Raw genomic sequence first — 14,646 nt, 5'->3', positions numbered from 1 at the left:
CTCACGCCCCGTCGGCCACGGCCCGCCCGATCGTCTCCCGCAGGATCTCGCTGGTGCCCCCGAAGATCGTGAGCAGCCGGGACGCGAGGTAGGCCTGCGCCACCGGGTAGTCGAGGATGTACCCGTAGCCGCCGTGCAGCTGGAGGCACCGGTCCGTCACGGACCTCGCCCGCTCCCCGGCCCAGTACTTGGCCTTGGACGCCCCCACCACGTCGAGGGTCCCCGCGTTGAACGCGTGCACCGCCCGCTGCACGTAGGCCTCGAGGACCTCCACCTCGACCGTCAGCTCCGCGAGCTCGAACCGGGTGTGCTGGAAGTCCAGCACCCGGGAGCCGAAGGCCGTGCGCTCGCGGGTGTACCGGACGGTGTCCTCCAGGGTCGAGCGCGCGACGGCGCTCGCGGCCACGGCGACCGCCAGCCGCCCCTGCGGCAGCACCTGCTGGATCTGCCGCAGCCCGCCGCCCTCGGCGCCGACCAGGTTCGCCGCCGGGACCCGGACGTCCTCGAAGAACAGCTCGGCGGTGTCCGAGGCCCTGACCCCCATCTTGTCGAGCTGCTTGCCGGTCTCGTATCCGGGGGAGTCCGCCTTGTGCACCAGGAACAGGCTGAGGGCGTCCTCCCCGGCGCGCGCGGTCCCCCCGTCCGTGCGCGCCAGGACCAGGGCGGCGTCCCCGCTGATCCCGTTGCCGATGAACGTCTTCTGACCGGTGAGCACCCACTCCTCGCCGTCGCGCACGGCCCGGGTGCGCACCCCGCGCAGGTCGGAGCCCGCGCCCGGCTCGGTCCAGGCCGCGGACGTGACGAGCTCCCCCGTGAGCATGCGCGGCAGCCACCGCCGCTTCTGCTCGTCGGTGCCGTGGGCGAGCAGGTGGGGCAGCACCCAGTCGTCGTGCAGGTGCAGGGCCAGGGCCACGCCGAGGGCGCCCTGCCGGACCAGCTCCTCGTCGAGCACGGCGCGGAACCGGTAGTCCGTCAGGCCCATGCCGCCGAACTCCTCCGGCACGGCGAGGCCGAGCAGGCCCGCCTCCCCGGCGGCCGTCCACAGGCGGCGGGGCATCAGGTGCTGGGCGTCCCACGCGGCGTAGTGCGGGGCCACCTCGCGGGTCGTGAACTCCCGGGCCACCTCGCGGAACTCCTCGTGCTCCTCCTCGTAGAACGCCGGGGGGAAGGGCCGGCCGGCCGGGGTCTCGTTCACGGGGTGCCTCCTGTGCTGGCGGGGGTCGGGTCGAACGCGGTGCGCAGAGCGGCCCAGGTCATCTCCTCGAGGGCGGCCCGGGCCGCGTCGAGCCGCTCCGCGTCCTGCGGGGCGCGCAGCCGGTGGGCCCTCCGCAGGGAGTGGGGGGTCGAGTTGATGAGCCCGAAGGCGGCCTGGGCGCGCAGGGTGAGCTCCGCGACGTCGCGCGCCGGGGCCAGCTCCTGCAGGGCGTCCACCCACAGCGTCACGTAGCCGCGCTGCAGGACGCGGACCGCGCGGCGGTCCTCCTCGGTCAGGTTCGGCAGCTCCCGGTCCTGCACCACGATCACGGCGGGACGGTGCAGCGCGAACTCCACCTGGAAGGAGATCAGCGCCCGCAGCCGCCGGGCCGGATCGGGGGAGCGGGCCACCGCCTCGCGGCCCCGGTCGAGCAGGTCGTGGCTGACCTCGAGCAGGATCGCGCCCAGGACCGCCTGCTTGCTCGGGAAGTGCCGGTAGACCGCGGGCCCGCTGACCCCGGCGGCGGCGCCGATGTCGTCGATCGAGACGCCGGCGAAGCCGCGCTCGGCGAAGAGCGTCGCGGAGGCGGCCAGGAGGTCCTGGCGCCGCTGGGCCTTGGCCTGCCCGCGCACGGTGGTGGGCGGGCCCGGGCTGTCCTGGGTCTGGGTCACGGGTCCTGCTCTCGGGGTCGGATTCCTGGACATTCTAGTGAGCCACCACTAACCTGAACCCCAAGTTAGTCGGGATTAACCGAAATGGCATCCCCGGACGGCCGGCCCGGAGCGGAGGGAACCCATGCGCGTGCTCAGCACCCAGGTCGATCCGGGCGGCGCGGAGTTCGCCGCCAACGCGACCGCCCAGCAGGGGCTCGCCGAGGAGCTGGCCCGGCGCCTGGAGCGGGCGGCGCAGGGCGGGCCGGAGGCCTCCCGGCAGCGGCACGTGGCGCGCGGCAAGCTGCTGCCGCGCGAGCGGGTGGAGCACCTGCTGGACGAGGGCAGCCCGTTCCTGGAGCTCGGCGCCCTGGCCGCGGAGGGCATGTACGACGACGAGTGCCCGGGGGCCGGTCTGATCGCCGGGATCGGCCTGGTCCACGGCCGGCAGGTGATGGTCGTGTGCAACGACGCCACGGTCAAGGGCGGCACCTACTACCCCGTGACGGTCAAGAAGCACCTGCGCGCCCAGGAGATCGCCCTGGAGAACCGGCTGCCCTGCGTCTACCTCGTCGACTCGGGCGGGGCGTACCTGCCGCTGCAGGACGAGGTCTTCCCGGACCGGGAGCACTTCGGGCGGATCTTCTTCAACCAGGCCCACCTCTCGGCGGCCGGCGTCGCGCAGATCGCGGCCGTGCTCGGCTCCTGCACCGCGGGCGGGGCCTACGTCCCGGCGATGAGCGACGAGACCGTGATCGTGCGCGAGCAGGGCACCATCTTCCTGGGCGGCCCGCCGCTGGTGAAGGCCGCGACCGGCGAGGAGGTCACCGCCGAGGAGCTCGGCGGCGGAGAGCTGCACGCCCGGACGTCCGGGGTGGTCGACCACCTCGCCGAGAACGACGCCCACGCCCTGCAGATCGTCCGGGACATCGTGGCGACCCTGCCGCCGCCGGGCCCGCGGGCCTGGCCGGTGAGGGAGCCCGCGCCCCCGGCCGTGGCCGAGGACGAGCTCCCCGGGGCGGTGCCGGTCGACCCCAACTCCGGCTACGACGTGCACGAGGTCATCGCCCGGCTCGTGGACGGCAGCCGCTTCGCCGAGTTCAAGGCCGAGTACGGCACCACGCTGGTCACCGGCTTCGCCCACGTCCACGGCCACCCGGTGGGCATCGTGGCCAACAACGGGGTGCTCTTCGCGGAGTCGGCGCTGAAGGGCGCCCACTTCGTCGAGCTGTGCGACCAGCGCGGGATCCCCCTGCTGTTCCTGCAGAACATCACCGGCTTCATGGTGGGCCGCGACTACGAGGCCGGCGGCATCGCCAAGCACGGCGCCAAGATGGTCACGGCCGTGGCCACCACCCGGGTGCCCAAGCTCACCGTGGTGATCGGCGGCTCCTTCGGGGCCGGCAACTACTCCATGTGCGGGCGGGCCTACTCCCCGCGCTTCCTGTTCCTCTGGCCCCAGGCGCGGATCTCGGTGATGGGCGGGGCCCAGGCCGCCTCGGTGCTGGCCACCGTGAAGGCCGACCAGCTGGCCGCCCGCGGGCAGGAGTGGGACCCGGCCGAGCGCGAGGCGTTCATGGCGCCCGTCCGGGCCCGGTACGAGGCCCAGGGCAGCCCCTGGTACTCCACCGCCCGGCTCTGGGACGACGGCGTGATCGCCCCCACCGACACCCGGGAGGTGCTCGGGCTGGCCCTCGAGGTCTGCTCCCGGACCCCGCTGCCCGAGCCGGCCTTCGGCCTCTTCAGGATGTGATCCCCGTGACCGCCGGCACGCCGCCGCGCCGCTTCGACGTCGTCCTCGTGGCCAACCGCGGGGAGATCGCCCGCCGGGTCCTGCGCACGCTCCGGGCGCTGGGGATCCGCTCGGTCGCGGTCTACAGCGAGGCCGACCGGGACGCGGTGCACGTGCGGGAGGCCGACACAGCCGTGTGCGTGGGCCCGGCGGCCCCGGCCGAGAGCTATCTGCGCATCGACGCCGTGATCGGGGCGGCGCGGGCCACCGGCGCGCAGGCGATCCACCCCGGCTACGGGTTCCTGTCCGAGAACGCCGCCTTCGCCCGGGCGTGCGCGGACGCGGGGATCGTGTTCATCGGCCCCGGCGTGGAGGCCCTCGAGACGATGGGCGACAAGATCCGCGCCAAGCGGCACGTGTCCGCCGCCGGGGTGCCCACGGTCCCCGGGGTCTCCGAGCCCGGTCTCGACGACGACGCCCTGGCGGCCGCGGCCGCCGGGATGACGTACCCGATCCTGATCAAGCCCTCTGCCGGGGGCGGCGGCAAGGGCATGCACGTGGTGGCGGCCCCGGGCGAGCTGCCGGAGGCCCTGGCCACGGCCCGCCGGGTGGCCGCGGCGGCCTTCGGCGACGACACCCTGCTCCTCGAGCAGCTCGTCGAGTCCCCCCGGCACATCGAGGTGCAGGTCCTCGCCGACGCCCACGGGGCCGTGGTCCACCTCGGGGAGCGGGAGTGCTCCCTGCAGCGGCGGCACCAGAAGGTCATCGAGGAGGCGCCCTCGCCGCTGCTGGACCCCGCCACCCGGGAGCGGATCGGGCAGGCCGCCTGCCGGGTGGCCCGCTCCGTGGGCTACACCGGTGCGGGCACCGTGGAGTTCCTGGTGCCCGCCGCGCAGCCCGGCACCTTCTACTTCATGGAGATGAACACCCGCCTGCAGGTGGAGCACCCCGTCACCGAGCTGGTCACCGGCACGGACCTCGTGGCGCAGCAGATCCGCGTCGCCGCGGGGGAGCCGCTGGACCTGGTGCAGGAGGACGTGGTGCTCACCGGCCACGCGGTCGAGGCCCGGCTCTACGCCGAGGACCCCGCCCGCGGCTTCCTGCCCACCGCCGGCACCGTGCTGGCCCTGGAGGAGGCCTCCGGCCCGGGGATCCGCGTGGACTCCGCGCTGGCACCGGGGCTGACCGTGGTCTCGGACTACGACCCGCTGCTCGCCAAGGTCGTCGCCTGGGGCGCCGACCGGGCCCAGGCCCTCGACCGGCTCGACCTGGCCCTGGCGGACACCGTGGTGCTCGGGGTGGGCACCAACACCGAGTACCTGCGCGCCCTGCTGGCCGATCCCGGGGTGCGCGCCGGGGTCATGGACACGACCCTCATCGAGCGGTGCCTGCCGGAGCTGGAGTTCACGGCACCCGACGAGAGCCACTTCGCCGCCGCGGCCGCCCACCTCGCCCGGCACCGGCCCGCCGACCCGCGCCCCGCCGGGGACACGGGCCCCTGGTCCCGCCCGGACGGCTGGCGGGCCGCCGGCCGCGCCCGGCCCGCGGTGGTGCTGGCCCACGGGCTCGAGGAGCCCCGGCGGACCGCCGTGGACCCCGCCGTGCGCCTGACCCCGCTGCCGGGCCGCCCGGCCGCGCACCTGCTCGAGAGCGGCGGGACGGCCCGGGTGGTCCACGTGGCCGCGGGCGCGGACAGCGTCTGGGTGGGCGAGGGCGGCTGCGCCTACGAGCTCCGGGTGCTGACCCGCGAGGCCCGGCTCGAGCGGTCGCTGGCCGCCCTCGAGCGCACGGCCGGGCCCGCCGCCCCGGAGCTGCACTCGCCCATGCCCGGCACCGTGGTCGCCGTCCCGGCCGCCACCGGGGACCGGGTCGCCGAGGGGCAGACCGTGGTGGTGGTCGAGGCCATGAAGATGGAGCACCGCCTGACCGCCCCCACCGCCGGCACCGCCGAGCTCTCCGTGCGGGCCGGTGACCGCGTGGTACTGCACCAGCTGCTCGCCCGCGTGGTCCCCGACGTCGTCCCCGAGGGCGTGCCCGCACCGGTCCCCGGGGACGCCCGCGACGACGTGCCGGACGGCGCTCCCGCCGGGACGCCCGGCGGCGCCCCGGAGGACCCCGGCACCCGCCCGCAGACCGACCCCCGTCCGACCGACCAGGAGCGCACCCCATGAACTTCGAGCTCGACGAGGAGTACCAGGACCTCTCCGACACCGTCCGCGACTTCGCCGACGAGGTGATCGCCCCGGTCTCCGCGCGGTACGACGCCGCGCACGAGTTCCCCTACGACATCGTGGCGCAGATGGGGGAGATGGGCCTGTTCGGCCTGCCCTTCCCCGAGGAGTACGGGGGGATGGGCGGGGACTACTTCGCCCTGTGCCTGGCGCTGGAGCAGATCGCCCGCGTCGACCAGTCCGTGGCCATCACCCTCGAGGCCGGGGTGTCGCTGGGCGCCATGCCCATCCACCGCTTCGGCACCGAGGAGCAGAAGCAGCGGTGGCTCCCCGACCTCGCCGCGGGCCGGGCGCTCGCCGGGTTCGGGCTCACCGAGCCGGAGGCCGGCTCGGACGCCGGCGGGACCCGCACCACTGCGAAGCGGGAGGACGGGCAGTGGGTGATCGACGGCGCCAAGGAGTTCATCACCAACTCCGGCACGGCGATCACCCGCCTGGTGAACGTCACCGCGGTCACCGGCACCACGGAGCTGCCGGACGGGCGGGTGCGCAAGGAGATCTCCACGATCATCGTCCCCACGGACACCCCCGGCTTCCGCGCCGAGCAGGCCTACGACAAGGTCGGCTGGAACGCCTCGGACACCCACCCGCTGTCCCTCCAGGACGTCCGCGTCCCCGAGGAGAACCTGCTGGGGGAGGAGGGCCGCGGCTACGCCAACTTCCTGTCCATCCTCGACGAGGGCCGCATCGCCATCGCGGCCCTGGCCACGGGCGCGGCCCAGGGCTGCGTCGAGGAGTCCGTGCGCTACGCGCGCGAGCGGCAGTCCTTCGGCCGCCCCATCGGGGACAACCAGGCCGTCTCCTTCAAGATCGCCCGGATGCAGGCCCGCGCCCACACCGCCCGGCTGGCCTACTACGACGCCGCGTCCCGGATGCTCGCCGGGCGGCCGTTCAAGACGCAGGCCGCGATCGCCAAGCTCGTGGCCGGGGAGGCCGCGATGGACAACGCCCGGGACGCCACCCAGGTCTTCGGCGGCTACGGGTTCATCAACGAGTTCCGGGTGGCCCGCCACTACCGGGACGCCAAGATCCTCGAGGTCGGCGAGGGCACCACCGAGGTGCAGCTCATGCTCATCGCCCGCGAGCTCGGACTCTGAGGGGGCCGCCGTGACCGAGGAGCGCCGGGTGGTCCGCCAGCGCGGGCTGTGGTTCGAGGAGTTCGAGGTCGGCACCGTCTACGAGCACGCCCCGGGCCGGACCGTGACCGAGGCGGACAACGTGCTGTTCACGACCCTCACCATGAACACCCAGTCCCTGCACCTGGACGCCGCGTGGTCCGGGCGCCAGCCCTTCGGCCGGCGGCTCGTGAACTCCATGTTCACCCTCTCGACCATCGTGGGGGCGTCCGTGGCCCAGCTGACCCAGGGCACCATCGTGGCGAACCTGGGCTTCGAGGAGGTCGCCTTCCCGCACCCGCTCTTCCACGGGGACACCCTGTACTCGTCCTCCGAGGTCCTCGGCGCCCGCCCCTCGGCCTCCCGGCCCGGGCAGGGCATCGTCCGCGTGAAGCACGTGGGCCGCAACCAGGAGGGCGTCGTGGTGGCCGAGTGCACCCGCTCGGTGCTCGTGTGGTCCCGCGATGCCGCCCCGCAGTGACAGCGCACCGTGAAGCCCCACCGCGACACCCCGCCGCGACCCCCGGCCAAGGAGCCCCGATGACCGACCCGTTCACCCTCGGACCCGCCCTGCTGTTCTGCCCGGCCGACCGCCCCGAGCGCTACGCCAAGGCGGCCGAGCGCGCCGACGCCGTGATCCTGGACCTCGAGGACGCCGTGGCGCCCTCCGCCAAGCCCGCCGCCCGGGACGCCCTCGTGGCCACGCCCCTGGACCCCGCCCGCACGGTCGTGCGGATCAACGCCGAGGACACCGAGGACTTCGCCCACGACCTCGTCGCCCTGCGGCACACCGGGTACACCACCGTGATGCTGCCCAAGACCGCCTCCGCGGAACGGCTCGCCGTCGCCGCCGAGCTGGGCCTGCACCGCGTCGTCGCGCTGTGCGAGACCGCGGAGGGCGTGGTCAACGCGGCCGAGATCGCCCGGTCCCCCAACGTGGTCGCGCTGATGTGGGGCGCCGAGGACCTCGTGGCCTCGCTCGGCGGCAGCTCGTCCCGGCGCCGGGACGGCGCCTACCGGGACGTGGCCCGCCACGCCCGCTCCGCCGTCCTGCTCGCGGCCGGCGCCGCCGGCCGGCCCGCGATCGACGCGGTGCACGTCGACCTCGCCGACCACGACGGGCTGCGCGAGGAGGCCCTCGACGCGGCGGCCTCCGGCTTCGCGGCCACCGCCTGCCTCCACCCCGGGCAGGTCGGGACCGTCCGCGCCGCCTACCGGCCCGGTGCCGAGGAGGTCGCTGCCGCCCGGGAGCTGCTCGCCGCCGCCCGCCGCACCCCCGGCGTCTTCGCGTTCCGCGGGCGGATGGTCGACGCACCCCTGATCCGCCACGCCGAGCGCCTCGTGCGCCGCGCGGACGCCTGAGACCCCGTCCGTCCGCGCGGACCGCCCGTCACCACCCCGTCACCGCCCCGTCCCGTCCATCCCCGTCCCGCCCGGAGGAGACCATGAGCCTGCCCCTGACGATCGTCGTCCCCGTCAAGCACGTCCCCGACGCCGCGGGGGACCGCGTCCTCGCCGGGAGCCCGCCCCTGCTCGAGCGCGCGTCCGGGATCCTCTCCGAGCTCGACGAGTACGCCCTCGAGGCCGCCGTGCAGATCGTGGAGACGCACGGGGGCGCGGCGGCCGGGCACCGCGTGCTCGCCCTCACCCTGGGACCCGCGGGTGCGACGGGCGCGCTCAAGCGCGCCCTCCAGCTGGGCGCCGACGCCGGGTTCCACGTGCTCGACGACGCCCTCGCCGGCTCCGACGCCTGGGTCACCGCCCGGGTGCTCGCCGCGGCGGTGCAGCGGATCGCCGCGGCGGAGGACCGGGCCGTGGACCTCGTGCTCACCGGCATGGCCTCCACCGACGGCGAGACGTCCCTGGTCCCCGGTCAGCTCGCCGAGCGGCTCGGCCTCGCCCACGTCGGCTTCGCGAGCTCCCTGGCGCTGGCCGAGGACGGCGCCTCGCTCACGGCCGTCCGGCACACCGAGACCGAGGCCCTCCGGGTCGCCGCGGACCTGCCGGCGCTCGTGGCCGTGACGGACCAGGTCAACACCCCGCGCTACCCCACCTTCAAGGCGATCATGGCGGCCAAGAAGAAGCCCGTGCAGACGTGGTCCGTCGCCGACCTCGGCCTGGACACCGGGGACGTGGGCCTCGCCGGCTCGCTCACCGAGGTGCTCGACGCCGTGCCGCGCCCGCCCCGGACCGCGGGGGAGGTCGTGGTCGACGACGGCGAGGGCGGCATCCGCCTCGCCGAGTTCCTCGTGGCCCGGAGGCTCGTCTGAGCACCCGGCCGCACCCCGCCGGACCCCCATCGCAGACGCCCGCCCGCCGGGCAGGAGGAGGACGACCATGACCACGACCACGACCGTCGCACTGGTGGTGCTGGGCACCACGGACCGGCTGCGCCGCGCCGACCGGGAGCTGCTCGTGCTCGCCGGCACGCTGGGCGAGACCCACGTCGTCGTGCCGGACGCGCCCGGCGACGCCCTGCTCGGCGAGCTCGTCGCCCACGCGGTGGGCACCGTGCACGCCCCGGAGGGCGGGCCCGGCGACCGGCTCACCACGCCGGCGGTCGCGCTGGCGGAGGCCGCCGCCCGGGAGACCGGCGCCGGGGTGCTGCTGCTCGCCGCCACCCCCGAGGCCAAGGACGTCGCCGCGCGCCTGGGCGTGCGGCTCGGGGCCGGGGTGGTCACCGACGTGGTCGCCCTCGACGCCGACCTCGTCGCCACCAAGTCCGTCCTCGCCGGGGGATGGACCACCCGGTGCCGGGCCACGAGCCCGGTGCTGATCGCGACCGTCCGCCCCAACTCGGTCGAGATCCCCGCCGACCTCGCGGCCGGCGCCGCCGCGGGCGCCCCCGGCGCGGGGTCTGCCGGGGTGCAGCGCCCGCGGGTGCGCACGCACGCGCTCGAGGACGCCGTGCCCGCGGCCCGGGTGGTGGGCCGGTCCGCGCTGCCGGCCTCCGGGCGCCCGGCGCTGGGCGAGGCGCGCGTGGTCGTGGCCGGCGGCCGCGGCACGGGCGGGGACTTCGGGCCGCTCGAGGCGCTCGCCGATGTCCTCGGCGGCGCGATCGGGGCCTCCCGCGCGGCGGTGGACGCCGGGTGGATCGGCCCCGAGGCGCAGGTGGGCCAGACCGGGCGCACCGTCTCCCCGCAGCTCTACGTCTCGTGCGGAATCTCCGGGGCCGTCCAGCAGCGCGCCGGGATGCAGACGGCGGGCACGATCGTGGCCGTGAACAAGGACGAGCAGGCGCCGGTCTTCGAGATCGCCGACCTCGGCATCGTGGGCGACCTGCAGAAGGTGCTGCCCCAGGCGGTCGAGCACCTCAGGGCGCTGCGCGGATAGGAACCGGCCGGCGGAGCCCCGTCCCGGGCCGCGAGCTCAGCGCACCACGGTCCGGTGGCCGGCGTCCAGCCGCCGGGTCCAGCCGCGGGCGTCGAGGTGCTCGAGCAGCGGGATCGCGACGCGCCGGGAGGTGCCGAGCGCCTGGCGGGCCTGGCTCGTGGTGAAGGGCTGCGGCAGCCGGGCGAGCTCGCGCATCGCCAGGGCGGGGGCGGTGGGGAGCAGCACGACGCCGTCCCCCAGCCGGAGCAGCCGGCCGGTGCGCTCGGCCGCGGCGAGCTCGCGGGCGCCGAGCCGCAGCGCCGTCAGCTCGTCGGCCTCCGGGCTCCGGAAGGGCTCGGCCCCGAGCCGCCGCTCCAGCTCGAGCACCGCGGTCTCGTGGGCGCCGAGGCCGCCGCGGTGGTGCGGGGACCGGATGTGCCCGCCGTCCTGCTCCAGGCCGGCGCCGCGGACCACGGGGTCGACCAGCGCGGCGTCGGGCAGCGCGAGCAGGTCGCGGGCGGCGCCCCGCGAGAGACCCGCGGCCAGGGGATCCCGGGCGTGCAGCTCCTCCACGGCGGTGCGCAGCCGCTGCGTCCAGGACTCGAGCACGGGGGCGTGCACCCACCAGCCGCCGAGTGCGCGCACGTCGCCGGGCGGGGCGGCGTCCGCGGTGGTCACCAGCCCGAGGCGGTGCAGGTGCTGCGCCTGGACCGCGCCGCGGCGGGCCACCTCCGCGCCGACGTCCCCGCGCAGGTCCGTGCCGGCGAGCCGGACGGCCCGGCGCGCCCGGTCGCCGCGCCGCCGCAGCGCGGGCGGGTCGGCGTCGAGGACCTGGGCGCCGCCGAGCACCGAGCGGCTGCCGGGGTCGCGGAGCACCAGGCGGTCCCCGAGGACCAGGGGCAGGGGCCGGTCCAGGACCAGCCGGGCGTGGTCGTCGTCGAACGGGCTCAGCCGGGCGGGCACCGCCGCGGTGCCGGCGTGGACCACGAGGTGCTCGGCCGTGTCCGTGAGGGCGGGGCCGGTGGCCCGGCGGACGTCGAGGACGTCGGTGAGCGGCCACGTGCCGGGGGTGACCAGGGCGTCGCCGCGGCGCACGTCGGAGGCGGAGACCCCCCGCAGGTTGAGCGCCACGCGGGTGCACGGCTCCAGCGCGGTGTGCGGCTCGTTCCGGCTGTGCATGCCCCGGACCACGACCGGCACGGCCCCGCCGTGGCCGAGCAGGTGCAGCCGGTCGCCCTGCCGGAGCGATCCCGCGGCCAGCGTGCCGGTCACCACCGTCCCGGAGCCGGTGATCGTGAAGGACCGGTCCACCCACAGCCGCAGCCGCCCCTGGGCGGGGGCGGGCGCCCGCGCCAGGACGTCGTCGAGGACGGCGCGCAGCTCGTCGAGGCCCGTGCCCTCGAGGGCCGAGACGGTGACCGCGGGCGCGTCGTGCAGACCGGTCCCGGCCAGCTCCGCGCGGACCTGGGCGAGGACCTCGCCGGTGCGCCCGGGGGCCCGGTCGGCGCGGGTGAGCACCACCACGCCGTGCTCGATGCCGAGGGCCGCGACGGCGTCGCGGTGGTCGCCGGACTGGGCCTGCCAGCCCTCGTCGACGGCGACCACGAAGCAGACCACGGGAGCCGGGCCGAGACCGGCGAGCATGTTGCCGAGGAAGCGCTCGTGGCCCGGGACGTCCACGAAGGCCACGTCGCGCCCGGACGGCAGCGCGGTCCAGGCGTAGCCCAGGTCGATGGTCAGCCCGCGGCGGCGCTCCTCCTCCCACCGGTCGGGCTCCATCCCGGTGAGGGCCCGCACCAGGGTGCTCTTGCCGTGGTCGACGTGCCCGGCCGTGGCGACGACGTGCACGCTCACCGAGCCCCTCCCGGGCCGCCGTCCGCCCCGGCCAGGGCGGTCAGGGCCGCCTGCACCGCCGCGCGCAGGCGCTCGTCCTCGGACTCGGGCACGCAGCGCAGATCGACCAGGCACGCCCGGTCGTGGACCCGGGGGAGCACGGCCGGGCGGCCGGTGCGCAGCAGCGGGGCCGCCGCCTCGGGCAGCCGCACCGCCCACCCCGGCAGCGGAACGCCGGGCGCGCCGCCGCCGCCGACACGGCCGTCGTGGGCGACCACGGGTGCGCCGACGGCCGCGCCGAGCCGTTCGGCCCGGTCGCGGAGCCGGTCCGGGTCCGCGTGCAGCGCGGTCGTGACCGGGGCGGGCCCCCCGGTGAGCGTGGCCTCCAGGGCCGCGAGCGCGAGCTTGTCGGCGCGGACCGCCCGGGCGAGGGGGTGGGCGGCCAGCCGGGCGACGGCTTCCGAGCCGCCGAGCAGCAGCCCGGCCTGCGGGCCGCCGAGCAGCTTGTCGCCGCTCGCGATGACGAGGTCGGCACCGCCCTCGAGGGCCGAGGCGGCGTCGGGCTCGGACGGCAGCTGCGGGTCCGGGACGAGGAGCCCGCTGCCGAGGTCCGCCACGAGGGGCAGGCCGTGGGCCCGGGCCAGCGGCCGCAGCTCGTCGACCTCGACGGCCGAGGTGAACCCCTCCAGCCGGAAGTTGCTCGGGTGCACCTTGAGCAGGCAGCCGGTCTCCGGGCCGATCGCCTCGGCGTAGTCGCGCAGGTGGGTCCGGTTGGTCGTGCCCACCTCGCGCAGCCGGGCGCCGGTCGACTCGATCAGCTCCGGCAGCCGGAAGCCGGCCCCGATCTCGACGAGCTCGCCGCGGCTGATCACCACCTCGCGGCCGGCGGCCAGGGCCGTGGTGGCCAGCACGAGGGCGGCCGCGCCGTTGTTGACGACCAGGGCGTCCTCGGCGGGTGGGCAGGCGGCGAGCAGGGCCGCCCGGGCGGCGGCGCCGCGGCGGGAGCGGGTGCCGCTCACCAGGTCGAGCTCCACGTCGACGTACCCGCCGGCCGTCACCAGCGCGTCGAGCGCCGCCGCGGACAGCGGGGCGCGGCCGAGGTTGGTGTGCACCACCACGCCGGTGGCGTTGAGCACCGGCGTCAGGCTCGAGGCGGAGCGGGCCCCGAGCGCGGCGAGGACCGCCGGCTCGACCTCGCCGGGGGCGATCTCGCCGCGCCGCGCCCGGTCCTGGGTCTCTCGCACCAGCGCGCGGACGACGTCCTCGCTCAGCCGCTCGAGCGCCCGGCGGACGGGCGGCAGGGCCAGGAGCTGGTCGGTGCGCGGGATCAGGCGGCGCGGGTCGTCCAGGGCCACAGTCCCTCCTCGTCGGGCGGCACGCGGTGCGGGTGGTCGGTGCGCGGGTGGGCGGCGCAGGGGGTTGGCGGAGGCGGACGGGAATCGAACCCGCCAGGCCGAGGTGCTCGGCCTCACCGGTTTTGAAGACCGGGGGGCCCACCAGGACCCGGACGCCTCCGTCACCCAACCTAGCACCGCCGTCACCAGTAGGCTGACGACATGGAACAGACCCGGACGCCGACCCCGCCCCTGCCAGCGCCCGGGACGGTCCGCCTGACCGGCTTCGCCCACGGCGGCGGATGCGCGTGCAAGATCCCGCCCGGCGAGCTCGAGGACGCGGTCCGGGGCCTCACCGGCCAGGCGGGGGACGGCGTGCTGGTCGGTCTCGACGACGGCGACGACGCCGCGGCCGTCCTGGTGCGCGAGGACCTCGCGGTGCTGTCCACCGCCGACTTCTTCACCCCGGTGGTCGACGACGCCTACGACTGGGGCCGGATCGCCGCCGCGAACGCGCTCTCGGACGTCTACGCCATGGGCGGGCGCCCGGTCATGGCCATCAACCTCGTGGGCTGGCCCCGCGACGTGCTGCCCATGGAGCTGATGACCGAGGTGCTCCGCGGCGGCCTGGCGGTCGCCTCCGAGGCGGGGTGCCCGGTGATCGGGGGGCACTCCATCGACGACCCGGAGCCGAAGTACGGCATGGCCGTGACCGGTGTGGCCCACCCGGACCGGCTGCTGCGCAACGACGCCGCCGCACCGGGGCTGCCCCTGACCCTCACCAAGCCCATCGGCGTGGGACTGCTCAACAACCGGCACAAGGCGACCGGCGAGGTCTTCGCCGAGGCGCTCGCCACGATGACCCGGCTCAACCGGGACGCGGCCGACGCGGCGCTGGCGGCCGGGGCCCGGGCGGCCACGGACGTCACCGGCTTCGGCCTGCTCGGGCACCTGCACAAGATGTGCCGTGCCTCCGGGGTGGGCGCGGTGCTCGACCGGAGCGCCGTGCCCCTCGTGGAGGGCGCGGCCGAGGCGCTGCGGGACGGCTACGTCTCCGGCGGGACCCGCCGCAACCTGGACTGGGTGCGCCCGCACCTGCGGGCGGGGACCGGTGTCACCGAGGACGACCTGCTCCTGCTGGCCGACGCGCAGACCTCGGGCGGCCTGCTCGTGGTCGGCGAGGTGCCGGGCTACCCCGTGGTGGGCCACACCGTGGCCGGGTCCGGACTCCACGTGCGCTGAGC

At 76.4% G+C, this 14,646-nt stretch carries 12 protein-coding genes and 1 tRNA gene; 8 read left to right on the top strand and 5 right to left on the bottom strand.

Annotated features, from left to right (window positions below):
• Window position 1: 1 nt before the first annotated feature.
• Together RF640_RS02290 and RF640_RS02285 are read right to left on the bottom strand one after the other, a co-directional pair.
• Window positions 2-1,195: an acyl-CoA dehydrogenase family protein gene (locus RF640_RS02290; protein WP_109221419.1), complete on the bottom strand. Its 1,194-nt coding sequence runs from the start codon at window positions 1,193-1,195 to the stop codon at window positions 2-4.
• Window positions 1,192-1,866 (bottom strand): TetR/AcrR family transcriptional regulator, encoded by a 675-nt coding sequence (locus tag RF640_RS02285; protein ID WP_109221418.1) that lies wholly within the window; start codon window positions 1,864-1,866, stop codon window positions 1,192-1,194. The genes RF640_RS02290 and RF640_RS02285 overlap by 4 nt, the downstream gene beginning before the upstream one ends.
• 124 nt (window positions 1,867-1,990) lie before the next feature.
• Between RF640_RS02285 and RF640_RS02280 the strand changes: the two genes are divergently transcribed.
• From RF640_RS02280 to RF640_RS02250, 7 genes are all read left to right on the top strand, one after another.
• Entirely contained in the window at window positions 1,991-3,598 is a 1,608-nt protein-coding gene (locus tag RF640_RS02280) for a carboxyl transferase domain-containing protein (RefSeq protein WP_136341671.1), read from the top strand.
• Complete coding sequence (locus tag RF640_RS02275; protein WP_109221416.1) at window positions 3,595-5,748, top strand: biotin carboxylase N-terminal domain-containing protein; 2,154 nt, start codon at window positions 3,595-3,597, stop codon at window positions 5,746-5,748. The genes RF640_RS02280 and RF640_RS02275 overlap by 4 nt, the downstream gene beginning before the upstream one ends.
• Window positions 5,745-6,905, top strand: coding sequence for an acyl-CoA dehydrogenase family protein (locus RF640_RS02270; protein WP_035923460.1), 1,161 nt, complete (start codon window positions 5,745-5,747; stop codon window positions 6,903-6,905). The genes RF640_RS02275 and RF640_RS02270 overlap by 4 nt, the downstream gene beginning before the upstream one ends.
• A gap of 10 nt (window positions 6,906-6,915) precedes the next feature.
• On the top strand, window positions 6,916-7,404 hold the full coding sequence (locus tag RF640_RS02265) for a MaoC family dehydratase (RefSeq protein ID WP_031282867.1): 489 nt from the start codon (window positions 6,916-6,918) through the stop codon (window positions 7,402-7,404).
• A 59-nt stretch (window positions 7,405-7,463) separates the two neighbouring features.
• Window positions 7,464-8,285 (top strand): CoA ester lyase, encoded by an 822-nt coding sequence (locus RF640_RS02260; protein WP_109221415.1) that lies wholly within the window; start codon window positions 7,464-7,466, stop codon window positions 8,283-8,285.
• Between the two features lie 83 nt (window positions 8,286-8,368).
• On the top strand, window positions 8,369-9,193 hold the full coding sequence (locus tag RF640_RS02255; RefSeq protein ID WP_368826397.1) for an electron transfer flavoprotein subunit beta: 825 nt from the start codon (window positions 8,369-8,371) through the stop codon (window positions 9,191-9,193).
• A gap of 67 nt (window positions 9,194-9,260) precedes the next feature.
• On the top strand, window positions 9,261-10,256 hold the full coding sequence (locus RF640_RS02250; protein WP_109221414.1) for an electron transfer flavoprotein subunit alpha/FixB family protein: 996 nt from the start codon (window positions 9,261-9,263) through the stop codon (window positions 10,254-10,256).
• Between the two features lie 36 nt (window positions 10,257-10,292).
• Here the strand turns inward: RF640_RS02250 and selB are convergent, their stop codons facing one another.
• From selB to RF640_RS02235, 3 genes are all read right to left on the bottom strand, one after another.
• Window positions 10,293-12,083: a selenocysteine-specific translation elongation factor gene (selB, locus tag RF640_RS02245; protein WP_211309898.1), complete on the bottom strand. Its 1,791-nt coding sequence runs from the start codon at window positions 12,081-12,083 to the stop codon at window positions 10,293-10,295.
• A 2-nt stretch (window positions 12,084-12,085) separates the two neighbouring features.
• Complete coding sequence (selA, locus tag RF640_RS02240; RefSeq protein ID WP_109221412.1) at window positions 12,086-13,423, bottom strand: L-seryl-tRNA(Sec) selenium transferase; 1,338 nt, start codon at window positions 13,421-13,423, stop codon at window positions 12,086-12,088.
• 65 nt (window positions 13,424-13,488) lie between these two features.
• A tRNA-Sec gene (locus RF640_RS02235) sits at window positions 13,489-13,583 on the bottom strand.
• A 41-nt stretch (window positions 13,584-13,624) separates the two neighbouring features.
• On the opposite strand from RF640_RS02235, the gene selD reads away from it, so the two are divergent.
• Window positions 13,625-14,644, top strand: a complete 1,020-nt coding sequence (gene selD, locus RF640_RS02230) for a selenide, water dikinase SelD (protein ID WP_109221411.1) — start codon at window positions 13,625-13,627, stop codon at window positions 14,642-14,644.
• Window positions 14,645-14,646 lie beyond the last annotated feature (2 nt).

The organism is Kocuria sp. CPCC 205231, assembly GCF_040980965.1.
Classification (GTDB): Bacteria; Actinomycetota; Actinomycetes; order Actinomycetales; family Micrococcaceae; genus Kocuria; species Kocuria rosea.
Note: the sequence above shows the minus strand (reverse complement) of the source record. Positions and strands in the feature narration are given on the sequence as shown.

What these genes read in the sequence shown, in the direction of transcription:
- RF640_RS02280 (WP_136341671.1), top strand. Translation starts at nt 1,991, where the DNA reads ATGCGCGTGCTCAGCACCCAGGTCGATCCGGGCGGCGCGGAGTTCGCC.
- RF640_RS02270 (WP_035923460.1), top strand. Translation starts at nt 5,745, where the DNA reads ATGAACTTCGAGCTCGACGAGGAGTACCAGGACCTCTCCGACACCGTC.
- RF640_RS02260 (WP_109221415.1), top strand. Translation starts at nt 7,464, where the DNA reads ATGACCGACCCGTTCACCCTCGGACCCGCCCTGCTGTTCTGCCCGGCC.
- RF640_RS02255 (WP_368826397.1), top strand. Translation starts at nt 8,369, where the DNA reads ATGAGCCTGCCCCTGACGATCGTCGTCCCCGTCAAGCACGTCCCCGAC.
- RF640_RS02250 (WP_109221414.1), top strand. Translation starts at nt 9,261, where the DNA reads ATGACCACGACCACGACCGTCGCACTGGTGGTGCTGGGCACCACGGAC.
- selD (WP_109221411.1), top strand. Translation starts at nt 13,625, where the DNA reads ATGGAACAGACCCGGACGCCGACCCCGCCCCTGCCAGCGCCCGGGACG.